Source organism: Nocardia sp. NPDC004654 (genome assembly GCF_040609595.1).
GTDB lineage: Bacteria > Actinomycetota > Actinomycetes > Mycobacteriales > Mycobacteriaceae > Nocardia.
In genome coordinates this window covers 329434-342409 of record NZ_JBEXKI010000003.1, presented here as the reverse complement: position 1 = coordinate 342409, position 12976 = coordinate 329434, and the positions used below count along the sequence as shown (strand labels likewise).

At 67.7% G+C, this 12976-nt stretch carries 8 protein-coding genes; 4 read left to right on the top strand and 4 right to left on the bottom strand.

The annotated features are described in order from the left end of the window. Positions 1-47 precede the first annotated feature (47 nt). Entirely contained in the window at positions 48-1865 is a 1818-nt protein-coding gene (gene eccA / locus ABZV58_RS11790; protein ID WP_355000119.1) for a type VII secretion AAA-ATPase EccA, read from the bottom strand. 224 nt (positions 1866-2089) lie between these two features. Here eccA and eccD point away from each other — a divergent pair, with 224 nt between their 5' ends. From eccD to eccCa, 3 genes are read left to right on the top strand one after another with little or no spacing between them, the layout of a single operon-like run. Next, complete coding sequence (eccD, locus tag ABZV58_RS11785; RefSeq protein ID WP_355000118.1) at positions 2090-3568, top strand: type VII secretion integral membrane protein EccD; 1479 nt, start codon at positions 2090-2092, stop codon at positions 3566-3568. A 1-nt stretch (position 3569) separates the two neighbouring features. After that, positions 3570-4994, top strand: a complete 1425-nt coding sequence (gene mycP / locus ABZV58_RS11780) for a type VII secretion-associated serine protease mycosin (protein WP_355000117.1) — start codon at positions 3570-3572, stop codon at positions 4992-4994. 3 nt (positions 4995-4997) lie between these two features. Then, positions 4998-9110, top strand: a complete 4113-nt coding sequence (eccCa, locus tag ABZV58_RS11775) for a type VII secretion protein EccCa (RefSeq protein WP_355000116.1) — start codon at positions 4998-5000, stop codon at positions 9108-9110. Positions 9111-9144: 34 nt separating this feature from the next. Here the strand turns inward: eccCa and ABZV58_RS11770 are convergent, their stop codons facing one another. Continuing rightward, on the bottom strand, positions 9145-9774 hold the full coding sequence (locus tag ABZV58_RS11770; protein WP_355000115.1) for a GNAT family N-acetyltransferase: 630 nt from the start codon (positions 9772-9774) through the stop codon (positions 9145-9147). After that, complete coding sequence (locus ABZV58_RS11765; RefSeq protein ID WP_355000114.1) at positions 9771-10580, bottom strand: GntR family transcriptional regulator; 810 nt, start codon at positions 10578-10580, stop codon at positions 9771-9773. Before ABZV58_RS11765 ends, ABZV58_RS11770 begins: the two co-directional genes overlap by 4 nt. 296 nt (positions 10581-10876) lie before the next feature. Between ABZV58_RS11765 and ABZV58_RS11760 the strand changes: the two genes are divergently transcribed. Then, entirely contained in the window at positions 10877-11254 is a 378-nt protein-coding gene (locus ABZV58_RS11760; protein ID WP_355000113.1) for a DUF4254 domain-containing protein, read from the top strand. A 121-nt stretch (positions 11255-11375) separates the two neighbouring features. On the opposite strand, the gene ABZV58_RS11755 is transcribed toward ABZV58_RS11760, so the two are convergent. Further along, complete coding sequence (locus ABZV58_RS11755; protein WP_355000541.1) at positions 11376-12734, bottom strand: AAA family ATPase; 1359 nt, start codon at positions 12732-12734, stop codon at positions 11376-11378. Positions 12735-12976: the final 242 nt, after the last annotated feature.

The window sequence follows — 12976 nt, the reverse complement described above, 5'->3', positions numbered from 1 at the left end:
AGCAGTACGGCTCCGCGGACTCGCGGCCGTACTGCTGCTTCCGGATATCAGCGCAGCGTGGAAAGGACGTTGTCCAGCGCGTTCCGCATATCGTCCGCTTCGATCCGCATCAGCACCGATTCGTCCACGGCGCTGAGATCCAGGTTGATGTCGTTGGCCAGCCGGAACTCGCGCTCCTCCTCGGCCGCCTCGATCACATTGCGGATGAACCGGCCGTTACCGGCCATGTCGATGCCACGCCGGAGCTCTCCGCTCTGATCCGTGGCCTCCTTGCGGTAGAGCTCACCGCAGGCGGCGACCAGCAGCGCCTGTGCCTCGTCGGCCAGTTCCGAATCCCGTTTCCGCGCAATGAAACGCCCGATGTCGCCGAGCTCCTCCGGCGAGTAGGAATCGAACTTCACCCGCTTGGCGAAGCGGGACGCCAGACCGTCGTTGGAGGCCAGGAATCGGTCGATCTCGCCGTCGTATCCGGCGATGATCACCACCAGTCGATCGCGGTCGTTCTCCATTCGCGCGAGCAGCGTGTCGACGGCTTCGCGACCGAACGCGTCACCGCCGGACAGGCCGGTTTGAATCAGTGTGTAGGCCTCGTCGATGAAGAGCACACCGTCCATCGCGCTATCGATCAACTTGTTCGTCTTGATCGCGGTACTGCCCAAATGCTGCCCGACGAAATCGGAACGTTTGGCTTCGATCAACTTGTCGGTCTTGAGAATTCCTAAGCCACAGTAAATTTTTGCCACCACGCGGGCAACGGTGGTCTTACCGGTACCCGGCGGTCCGGTGAATGCCAAATGCTGGCCACGGGATCCGCTCGCCATTCCTTTTTCGGCGCGGATCCGCGCTAGCTGAGCGGTTGCCTGCAACTTCGCAACCTGCATTTTCACGCCGGCGAGACCGATCTGCTCGTCGAGTTCGGCGCGCGCCTTCTCCAGGATCAGCTTGGCCTTGTCGTCGCGCTCCTCCTGGCCCATCTGTTCCAGCGTCGGCGCCGAGGCCGGATCCCACTTGTTGGTGCGCGCGTCGATGACCTCCTTGGTGGTCACCGTGATCCGGTACTTGCGGTCGCGCATGGCCATGGTGTTGGCCTCGAAACTCGGTGCCTCGGAGAACACCTTCTCGAACAGCGCCTGCGCCTTCTCCTCCTCGCCGGTCTCGCGCAGGGCGAGTCCGCGGCAGAAGCGGGCGGTGGTCGCCGCGGCCGGAATCGGGCCCTGCTCAGCGGCTTCCATACGGCGGATCGCCTCGCCGAACAAACCCAGCTGGGCACAGGCGGTGCCGACCATGACGTGGGCGCCCGCGGCCAGGTAGGGATCCTCCCAGTCCGCCGAACCGGCCAGCACGGTCATCACATCGGGCCAGCGCTGCGTGGTGAAGTGCAGCACGCCGCGGACGTAGGCGCAGATCCGGTCGTCGATCTCGCGGTCCGACGAGGAGACCTGTGCGGCTCGGTGTTTGGCCAGTTCGTCGAGGACCTTCTCGGCTTCGTCGTAGTCGCCCTCGGTGATCAGTTGCGCGGCCTGCGCGAGCCAGATCTCGGTATAGCTGGCCAGCGGGTAGTCGATGTACTGACCGACGGTGAAGCGGCCCGCCAGCACCCGCGGTTGCAGGCCGAGCCTGCGCTGCTCCCGGAAGAGCGTCGAGGTGCTGGTCTTGAAGAGGTTGAAGATCACCTCACGGGTGTGCTCGCCGGCGGCCGCGCGTCCGAGCCAAGCGTCGCACATACCGGGATCCCATTCGGTGGCGCGCTGGAAGGCCAGCTGAGCGTATTCCAGATCGCGGGCAGATTCCTGTCCGTCGATCACAATGCCCAAGGACAAGACACCAGCGTCGAACGCGCGTTGTGCCTGGCGGTTGCCGGTCATATGGGTTTGCCCCTAAAAACGAACGGAGATGCTGTTCCTCGCTAAGCATAGCCACCGGAGGGTGGAAAGCCGACGGAGTCTGCGGGGGTGGAGAGAGCACCGGGGGTTGGAAAGCCGACGGAGTCGGCGGGGTCGGAAGGGCACTGCGAGGTAGGGACTTCTCCGTTAAGTTGAGTAGGTTGCATGGCGTTGACGTGTGTTCTAGGTAGGGAGTCATCCGAGCTGTGACCGATCCGTCTAGCAGCGCTGTGGCTGCCGTAGGTCCGGAGTTGTGCCGCGTCTCGGTGATCGGCGGCAATACGCAGTTGGACTTGGGTTTGCCTGCCACAGTTCCGATCGCGGCGTTTATCACCGATGTGGTGGAGCTGATCGAATCGCGCAATCCCGATCTCACCGAGCACGAGGACGGGGCACCGCTGCAAACGCAGCATTGGACGCTGGCCAGGATCGGCCGCGACCCCATCCCGGCGAACCAATCGCTCACCGAGGCCGAGGTTTTCGATGGTGAGTTGCTCGTTTTGCGCTCGGTGACCGCCAAGGAGCCGCCGGCGCTGTTCGACGACGTGATCGACGCCGTCGCCAAGCTGACCGCGACCTCGTTCCGGCACTGGTCGCCGCTGTCGGCGCGCTGGCTCGGTCTGTCCATGGGCCTACTCGCGGTGCTGGCCGGGAGCTACCTGCTCGCGGTGGCCAAGCTCGACGGCGCCGGTGCCGCAGTGGGTTTCATCGGCCTCGGCGCCGGACTGATCGCTGCTGGCGCGGCCGTGCTGGTCGCCCGCCGGTATCAGGCCGAGGCGACCTTGCCGGTGATCATGCTGTCGCTGTACGCGCTGCTGCTGATCTTCGCGGGCACCGCGCTGTTCGTGCCCAACGCCTTCGGCAGTCCGCACGCGATGTTCGCCTGTGTCGCGACGCTGACCGCCGCCGCCGTCCTCTACAGCCTGACCCGGGTCGGGGCGACCATGTTCACCACGGTCATCACCCTCGCCCTGTTCGGCGGCGTGGCCGCGATGGTGCGGATGGTCTGGGATCCCGCGCTGTCCAAGATCGCCGCGGGTGTGCTGGTCGGTGCGCTCGTCGTGATCACCCTGGTGCCGCGCCTTGCCGTGGCCGCCGCACGGCTGCCGGTGCCGCCGGTGCCGACCGCGGGTGCCGCCATCGACCCCGCCGACCACGAACCCCGTCCCACCGTCAAGGACATCGGCGCCATCGGCGCCACCGCCCTACCCTCGGCCGCCGGCCTCGAGCATCGAGCCCGCGCGGCCAACGAATACCAGTCCGGCATGATCATCGGCTGCACCGTCGCCGCCGCGATCGGCGTGGTGCTGGCCGCGGATCCGCTCGGCGCGGCCCGCTGGCAGGGCATCACCCTCGGCGTGGTGGTCTCGATCATCCTGTGCTTGCGCGGGCGCGCCTTCGCCGACCTGGTGCAGGCATGCACACTGATCGCCGGTGGCGCTATCGCGTTGATCGCGCTCGGCGTCGGCGCCGCGCTCGGCGAGGAGGACTGGCTGCTGCCGATCGGCGGCATGCTGCTCGTGGTGGCCGCGGCCGCGGTGGCCTTCGGTGTGATCGGGCCGCACACCGAGATGTCGCCACCCATGCGCCGCACCGGTGAGATTTTCGAATACCTCTTGATCTGCACCATCATTCCGCTGGTGCTGTGGATCATGGAGATCTACTCGGCCGCCCGGAACATCTGACATGGCACCGCTCCTACGGCGGCTGCTGCGGGCGGTGACCGTGGCGGCGGTGCTCGCGCTCGCCACCGGAACACCCACGCCCGCAGTGGCGATCGCGCCGCCGAAGATCGACGACGGCGCACTCGGCGCGGTGCTCGGCCTTGCCGCCAGCGCCAGACCGCCGGACGAGACCGAACAGGCCAAGGTTTGCGCCGAACCCATCCTCCAGGGCGAGGCGCCCCGCGATCCGCCACTGGCGCAGCGGATCCTCGGTTTGGCCGAGGCGTGGCAGTTCAGTCGCGGCGCGGGTCAGAAGGTCGCCGTCATCGATACCGGCGTGAACCGGCACTGGCGCCTGCCCGCGCTCCAGGCCGGCGGCGACTTCGTCTCCACCACCGACGGCACCGTCGACTGCGACGGACACGGCACCTTCGTGGCCGGGATCATCGCCGCTCAGCCCAGCCTGGAGGACGGATTCGCCGGTGTCGCACCGGAAGCCGAGATCCTGGCCATCCGCCAGCTCAGCTCGGCCTACGAGGCCAAGGACCGCAATCGCCGGGAGGAGCCGGGCGTCATCACGCGCGAAGGCTACGGCACGGTCAACACCCTGGCCGCCGGTATCGTCCGCGCGGTCGACATGGGCGCCACGGTGATCAACATCTCCGAGGTGGCGTGCATGGCCGCGAACGCCAGTGCCGCCGACGGCGCCTTGGGCGCCGCCGTGAAATACGCCTACGACCGCAATGTGGTCGTCGTCGCCGCAGCTGGAAACATCATGCAGGGCACTGCCTGTGAGAAGCAGAACGACCGCTCGGGCTGGTCGGCGGTGGGCACCGTGGTCACTCCGGCCTGGTTCACGCCCTATGTGCTGTCGGTCGCCTCGGTGGATCCCGAGGGCGCGGTCTCGCCGTTCTCGCTGCACGGTCCGTGGGTCGGCGTCGCCGCGCCGGGGCGCGAAATCGTCTCCCTGGACAGCAAGCCCGGTGGCGCCGGGCTGGTCAACGCCACCCAGACCAATGAGGGCTACTCCACCATCGACGGCACCAGCTTCTCCAGCGCCTACGTCTCCGGACTCGCCGCGCTGGTCCGGTCGCGCTTCCCGGAAATGAGCGCCGCCGAGGTGATCGATCGGATCAAGCTGACCGCGCAGGCGCCGGACAACGGACGCAACGACAAGGTCGGGCACGGCCTGATCGATCCACTGGCCGCACTCACCGCGCAACTGCCGCAGAAGCCGGTCACCGTGGGCTCCGATATACCGCGCAAGATCGCCGGGCCGTCCCCGCCGCCGTACGTCGACCCGGCCCCGCGCCTGGTCGCCACGATCGGCTCGATCACGCTGCTCGCCCTGCTCGGGCTCGGCTACGCCGCCTCGATCCCGTTCCGGCGGGGTAAGCAGGTGAGTGTGGATCCGGGTGCGGAGCAACGAACCCGAGAGGGGTTGTAGGACATGGCAACCGAAGGTTTCGTGCGCCGCCCGCGGATCGCGCCGCCGCGTCCGCCGGGCGGTGAGGTCGCGTTGTCCGCGCCGCCGGAACTGGATCGTCCCGTCGTCGGCAATCTGCTGATGAAGCTGATGCCGGTGGTCATGGTGGTCGCCGTGGTCGGCATGATCGCGATGATGGTCATGATGGGCCGCAACCTGCTGGCCAACCCGTTCATGATGATGTTCCCGATCATGATGCTGATGTCGATGTTCGGCATGATGGCGGGCATGCGCGGCGGCGGCGGGCCGAAGAAGGCCGCCGAGCTCAACGAGGAGCGCAAGGACTACTTCCGCTACCTCGATCAGGTCCGCAAGGATGTGCGCAAGACCGGTAACCAGCAGCTGGCGGCGCTGCGGTGGAGTCATCCCGAACCGAGCGACCTGCAATCGGTGGTCGGCAGCCGCAGGATGTGGGAACGCAGGCCCAACGACCCGGATTTCGGGCACGTGCGGGTCGGCGTGGGCAGCCACCGCCTGGCCACCAAGCTGGCCCGGCCCGAGACCGGTCCGCTGGAAGACCTGGAACCGGTGTCCACCGTCGCCTTGCGCCGGTTCGTGCGCACCCACTCGGTGGTGCACGGCCTGCCCACCGCCATCTCGCTGCGCGCGTTCCCCGCAATCAATGTCGAAGGCGACCGTGAAGCCGTGCTCACGCTGGTGCGCTCGATGCTGATGGAGTTCACCACCTTCCACGGCCCCGACCACACTGCGCTCGCCATCATCTGTGCCGACCCCGACGGCCCGGCTTGGTCCTGGGCGAAATGGCTCCCGCATCTGCAACATCCGGTTGAGCGGGACGGCATGGGCTCGGTCCGGATGATGTACCGCTCGCTGGCCGAGTTGGAGACATCCATGTCCGCCGAGCTGGTCGAGCGCGGTCGCTTCATGCGTAACGCGCAGCCGACAGCGGGCCGGATCCATCTGCTGGTGATCATCGACGACGGCTACGTCAGCGGTTCCGAACGCGTCGTCAGCGACGCGGGCCTCGACTCGGTGACCGTGCTCGACCTGACCGCACCGCAGAGCGGTCTCGCGGTGCGCCGCGGCCTGCAACTCGTCGTCACCGACGACGGCATGGTGGCCGCGAAATCCGCTGCGGGCGTCGAGAAATTCGCCACCGCCGATCAGGTGACCCGCGCCGAGGCGAACGCGCTGGCCCGGGATCTGGCACGTTATCGCATCGCGACCGCCGCCCAGATGGTGAGCCTGGGTGACGAGATCCGGGCCGATCCCGGCCTGATGGCGCTGCTGAAGATTCCCGACGCCGCCCAGATCGATCCCGCGGTGGTGTGGCGCCCGCGCAGCGACCGGGAACGGCTGCGGGTGCCGATCGGCGTCACGCCCGACGGTACGCCGGTCGAGATCGACATCAAGGAGTCCGCCGAGAACGGCATGGGTCCGCACGGATTGTGTATCGGCGCAACGGGTTCGGGTAAGTCCGAGTTCCTGCGCACGCTGGTGTTGTCCATGGTGACCACGCACTCGCCCGATCTGCTGAACCTGGTCCTTGTCGACTTCAAGGGTGGCGCGACCTTCCTCGGCCTCGACTCGCTGCCGCACGTCTCCGCGGTCATCACCAACCTCGAGGAGGAACTCGCCCTCGTCGACCGCATGAAGGACGCCCTCTCCGGCGAGATGACCCGGCGCCAGGAGCTGCTGCGCGCGGCAGGCAACTTCGCCAACGTCACCGAATACGAGAAGGCTCGCGCCGCGGGCGCCAACCTGGATCCGCTGCCCGCGCTGTTCGTCGTGGTCGACGAGTTCTCCGAACTACTCTCGCAGAAACCGGATTTCGCGGACCTGTTCGTGATGATCGGCCGCCTGGGCCGCTCGCTGCGAGTGCATCTGCTGCTGGCTTCGCAGCGCTTGGAGGAGAACAAGCTGCGCGGTCTGGACTCGCATCTGTCCTACCGGATCGGTCTGCGTACGTTCTCGGCCAATGAGTCCCGGGCGGTGCTCGGCATCACCGACGCCTACCACCTGCCCAGCGTGCCTGGCTCCGGCTACCTCAAGAGCGATGCCGACGATCCGCTGCGCTTCAACGCCAGTTACGTGTCCGGGCCGTATGTTTCGCCGCGTGTCAGCCGGAAGGTGGACGGCAAGACCGTCGGCGGTCAGTCGCCCGCGGTGTTCACCGCGGCGCCGGTGGCGCTGCCGGAGAAAGTCGAGTCCGAACGGGAGGCCGTGCCGGGGGGAAGGCCCGAGCTGCCGCCGCCCCCCGGACGGCTGGGCCTGCCCGAATTACCGCCGCCGCCAGGGCAACTCGTGGATGGCGACGAGGAGCAGGACTCGGTGCCGGTCGCCGAGGCCGTTCCCGCGACGCTGCTGACCACCGTCGTCGATCGCCTCCGCGGCCACGGCCGCCCGGCGCACGAGGTGTGGCTGCCGCCACTGGACGAGTCGCCGTCGGTCGACATGTTGCTGCCCGATCCGGACTGGCGCTCGCCGGTCAACCGGCACGGACAGCTGTGGTTGCCACTGGGTGTCATCGACAAGCCCTACGAGCAGCGCCGCGACGTGCTGATCGTGGATCTGTCCGCGGCGCAGGGCAATGTCGCGGTCGTCGGTGGTCCGCAGTCGGGTAAGTCGACCACGCTGCGCACCATCATCATGGCCGCGGCCGCCACCCACACACCCGAGCAGGTGCAGTTCTACTGTCTCGACTTCGGTGGCGGCACACTCTCCGGTTTGGTGGGGATACCGCATGTCGGTTCCGTCGCGGGTCGCATGGAAGTCGATCGGATCCGCCGCACCATCGCGGAAGTGACGGGCATCCTGCGCCACCGCGAGGAGCTGTTCCGTGAGCTGGGCATCGACTCCATCGTCGAATTCCGCAGGCGGAAAGCGCTGCTGGCGGAGAAGTCGCCTGCCGAGCGGCAAGCCGACCCGCTCGCTCAGGATCCGCACGGTGACGTCTTTCTCGTCATCGACGGCTGGCCAACCATCCGCGCCGATTACGACATGCTGGAACCGCAGCTCAATGCCATCGCCGCACAGGGTCTTTCCTACGGTGTCCACCTGATCGTCTCCACCACCCGGTGGCCGGAGATCCGCTCGCAGATCAAGGACCTCATCGGTACCCGCATCGAGCTCCGCCTCGGCGACCCGTCCGACTCCGAGATGGACCGGCGAACCGCGGTGCTGGTGCCCACCGGGCGTCCGGGCCGTGGTCTCACCGCGCAAAAGCTGCATCTGCTGATCGCGTTGCCGCGCTTGGACTCCGACTCCGATCCACACACTCTGTCCGAGGGAATCGGCATCGCCAAGCAGCAGCTCAGCGAACTCTACGCAGGCCGGAACGCGCCCGAGGTCCGGATGCTGCCGATGGAGCTCTCGCGCGAGGCCGTGCTCGCGGAGGCGGCGCGGCGGGGCATCCAGCAGAGCAAGACGCTGGCCGTCATCGGCATCGGCGAGACCGACCTGCAACCGATCGTCATGGATTTCGCGGTGCAGCCGCACTTCTACAGCTTCTGCGATGTGGAGTGCGGTAAGACCACGCTGCTGCGCAATATCGTCGCGGGCATCACCGAGAACTCCACCTCCGAGGAAGCCCGCGTCATCCTGATCGACTACCGGCGCACCATGCTCGGAGTGCTGGAAGGGGCGCAGCTGGCCGGATACTCGACCTCCGCGCAGACGTCCTTCGGGATGATCAAGGAAGTCGCGAACTATCTCCAGAAGCGGATCCCGGGCAACGACATCACGCCACAGCAGCTGCGTGAACGCAGCTGGTGGACCGGGCCCGAGATCTATGTCGTCGTCGACGATTACGAGATGGTGGTCTCCGGTGGGCGCAACCCGCTGGAGCCGCTGATCGAGTTCCTGCCGCAGGCGCGCGATATCGGTCTGCACGTGGTGCTGAGCCGCCGCGCCGGCGGCGCCAGCCGGGCCATGTTCGACAAGGTGCTCGGCTCGCTCAAGGAAATGGGTGTGGACGCGCTGCTGATGAGCGCGCCCAAGGACGAGGGCAAGATCATCGGCGACATCCGCGCCACCAAGCTGCCGCCCGGCCGTGGCACGCTGGTTACTCGCGGCGGCAACGAGATGATCCAGGTGGCGTACCTGCCGCCGCTGTAAGGCGTACCTCCGCCTTCGCTCCGGCGCTGCCTGCTCAGTTCGGCAGCGCCGGGGGAGCGAGGATGGTGTCCGTCGGCGGGTCCAGTAGGGGTGTCGCCGACGGCAGGCCCGCGGCGGGGATGGCGAGCTTCTGCTCGAAATCCCAGCTGTCGGTGCGGCGTTCGAACAGCGCGCGAGAGGGGCCGCGGGCGATCGGTCCCGCGATGCGCGCCATGTGGAAGCCCGCTCTGCGGTAGTAGTCGTGCAGGTCGGCGTTGGTCGTCCAGGCATCGAGGCGAACCCAGTCGCGGTCGCGTTCCCTGGCCAGCTGCCCGGCGTGCGCGAGCATGCGATGGCCGAGACGTTGCCCGGCGAAACGCAGGTCGACGATCATGAAGTGCACGACGACCGCGTCGGCGAGCTCCCACTGCGACCACAGGCCGGGGTCGGCGCGATCGTTGACGGTAATGGTTGCTGCCGGTTCGCCATCCACCTCGGCGATCCAGGTCTCGCCCGCGTCCAGCGAGCGGCCGACCCCGCGGGCGAAAATCTCGATGGGCAGTCCGCGACCGGCGATCGTCCACTGGTCGGAACCGCGGGCAGTGAGCCAGGCGGTGCGCTGGACGCGCAGGCGGCAGATCATGCCGAGATCACCGATGTCGGCCTGGCGGAAAACGGTAGTCATAGCAAAGAGATACCTGGCCTATACGAATCGCCCAAAGTTTGCCGGATGACGGCGGTTCCCTCGGCGTCGCCGAGTTCGTAGGCCAAGCGGTTGCGCGTGGCGATGGAGCGTTGCCTCGTCGCCCGGGTGACCCGGGTGCGATCCGCGCCGATGCGCAGATGATCCAGCAAGATCGTTCCTGTCGCGACGCCGAGCACGATCGCCTCCTCCGCACTGGCCGGCCGCGCCACGAGCGTGTCGCGGTGGGCGGTCTCGGGGTGGCCGCGGTCGGCCATCCTGCGGGTGGTGCCCTCGGGGATGTCGTGCGGCGAGTCGATTCCGGTGGCCTCGGCCAGGTCTCGGGGATAGAAGCTGACCTCCCAGGACCACGGTTCGTTGTCCAGGTACTGCACGACGGTGCGGGCGAGCACCCAAGAGTCCTCCGGCACGCCGAGCCACTGCGCGACCTGCGCCGTCGCGGGCTCCATCCGCGCGCTGAACTCCTTGGTGGGCACCCGGTCCGCGCGGCGGGCGATCTCTTCGAAGATGTCGTGCGGCGTCTTGGGGCGGTCGGGACGGATATGGTCGGTCATCACCGACTCGAGCACTTCCTGGTTTCGGACGATCGTTCCGCGGGAAGTAGCTGTATAGACGAGATTTTCGGCGACAAGAACCTGTACGGCGTTGCGGGCCGTGGTGATCGAGACCTGCATCTGCTCGGCGAGCTCGGTGTGACTCGGAAGTCGATCGCCCGGATTCCATTTGCCTGAGCGGATCTCCTCGCGGAGGAGGTCTGCGATCCGGTGATACGTCGGACCGTCCGCCATCTTGCTCCTCGGTGGTCGTGCAGGTAACGAAGTGTACTCTTCGTTACCTCCTACGGGCGGGTAACGCTTGACAGGTGCCTTCAGAGGTTTATTGTAATGAACGTCCTGATCCGGTGTTGTGCGGCGATGAACGGCGAGGCAACGTGGCAGGTTCGGATTCATCAACGGTTGTGATGGCTCTTCCCGACACACCCCGGTGTGTCGATACGGCAGTGCAGTCCGTGACTACCGGGCTACTGCCCACTTCGGATCTACTTGTTCGGGCGTGTCGAGGGCATCGGGTCGTAGGTGGCCCCTTGCTCTGGTTCGCCCGTGATTTGGCGGTGCTGCACGAGCGGCGGCTGGTCGGCCGCGGCGGCTCGGTCAGCACCGATCCGACGCATATTCTCGAAAACGAACGGCGCCGAGGCGAATTGGTGCTGGCCATCGATGACTGGGTGACGCGCAGCGTCCCCCAGCATCGGCTCGGCGCCACCTTGCACACGGAGACCGTAGGCGCGGTGATCGATCGGCTCGCGGAGTCCTCGGTGCGTGCGCACCACGCGCTGATGACTCTCGACGCGCACGACGAGCTATTGCACTGCGCCTGGCACCATCTCGCCGAATTGGCGGACGCCTACGACGACCTGATCCGCGACGTGCTCGCGGGTCGGAGGCGGCTGCCCGAGTGGTGAGGTGGTTCGTTCGGTCGGGTGCCGTACCCCCTCCTCGGCACCCGACCGGCGAACCTTCTTGGTGCGCAACGGCTGTCGCGCTGTGTTCTTCGTCGAAGGCGTTCTCGATCGAACCCGGCGCTCAGGCGTGGAAACGGCGGTGGTCGACGCCGAACTCGTCGGCGACCGTCGCGGCCAGTTCCACGTAGGCGCGCTTGGCCTGCTTGCTGAGCCGATGCAGGTCGATCTCGGCGCCCTCCGAGAGGTGCGAGTCGTACGGGATGATGTGCACCGCGCGGCACCGCGACAGGAAGTACTCGCGCAGCTGCTGCACGCCCACGTTCGGCGAACCCTCACGCGGCAGGTTGATCACCACGACGGCGTTGCGCACCAGGTGATCGTGACCGTGCAGGGACAACCAGTCCAGCGTCGCCGCGGCGCTGCGCGCGCCGTCGATCGCCGCTGACGAGATGAGCACCAGCGAGTGCGCCAGGTCGAGCACGCCCGCCATCGCCGAGTGCATCAGTCCGGTGCCGCAGTCGGTGAGGATGATGTTGTAGTAGCGCTGCAGGATTCGGGCGACCGCTCGATATTCCTCGTCGTTGAACGCCTCCGACGCCGCCGGATCGCGTTCGCTGGCAAGCACTTCCAGTCGGCTGGTGGCCTGCGAGGTATGCCTGCGCACGTCCGAGTAGCGCTCGATCGACGGATCGAGCAGCAGATCGCGCACCGTCGACCGGGTTTGCAAAGGAACTCGCTGGGAGAGAGTGCCGAAGTCCGGGTTGGCGTCGACCGCGATCACCCGGTCGCCGCGGATGGAGGCGAAGATGGACCCGAGGCCCATGGTGGTCGTCGTCTTACCGACGCCGCCCTTCAGCGAGAGCACCGCGATGCGGTAATCGCCGCGGACGGGCTGCCTGATCCGCGCCACCAGTTCCTGCAGCCGCAACTCCTCGGCCGACATGCCGGGATTGATCGCGCCACCGGACATGTGGTGCACGGCTTTACGCCACCCGCTGCCCGGCGCCTTCTTGGCGCGGCGCAACGGCACGTCGTCCAGCGAGGGCTGGCCGTGCTGGTGCGGACCGCCGTGCGGCTGGTGGCCCCAGCTCTCGGCGGCCGGTCGGTGCGGCTGCTGGCCCCAGCTCTCGGCAGCGGGACCCTGCGGGGGCGCGGGAGGTTGCGCCGCCTGGTTCCACGCCGGAGGGGAGGACGGGTGCTGTTCGGCTGCCGCGGGGATGAAGCCAGGCGCGTTGTTCGCGGGCTCGACCGTCCCCGGCCCGGACGACGCCGGATACCCCGGTTCGCCGGGCCGCCGGTCGCCGGGAATGTGGTAGGCACTGGCGTCGGGACCCGGGGTGGGTGCGAAACCGCCTTGCCGCTGGTCGGCATAGCCGGAGGGCGGGGGACCGTCCTGCGGATTCGGCGCCTGCGGGCCGTATCCCGACTGGGACCAAGGCATTTCGCCGCCCGGCGCCTGGCCGCCCTGCTGCGCGAACACGCCGGGATCGCGGCGTACCTGGCCGGGGGCGGGCTGATCGCTGACCGGAGCCCGATGTCCGCCCTGCGCCGGACCCGGTGCGCCCCACTGTCGCTCACCCGCGCTCGGTTCGGCGGGCAATCGGTGCCTGCCGCCCGCGGACTCGGCGTCCTCGGCTGTGCCCGAGCTTACGGCCGGGTCGCGCGTGATCTCGCCGCCCTGGCCTCGTCCGACCGCCTCGCGTCCGTACGCGGAATCGGCGG

Excerpts from the sequence above, each read along its gene's own strand:
- eccCa (WP_355000116.1), top strand. The coding sequence starts at position 4,998 with ATGGCAACCGAAGGTTTCGTGCGCCGCCCGCGGATCGCGCCGCCGCGT.
- eccA (WP_355000119.1), bottom strand. The coding sequence starts at position 1,865 with ATGACCGGCAACCGCCAGGCACAACGCGCGTTCGACGCTGGTGTCTTG.
- mycP (WP_355000117.1), top strand. The coding sequence starts at position 3,570 with ATGGCACCGCTCCTACGGCGGCTGCTGCGGGCGGTGACCGTGGCGGCG.
- ABZV58_RS11765 (WP_355000114.1), bottom strand. The coding sequence starts at position 10,580 with ATGGCGGACGGTCCGACGTATCACCGGATCGCAGACCTCCTCCGCGAG.
- ABZV58_RS11770 (WP_355000115.1), bottom strand. The coding sequence starts at position 9,774 with ATGACTACCGTTTTCCGCCAGGCCGACATCGGTGATCTCGGCATGATC.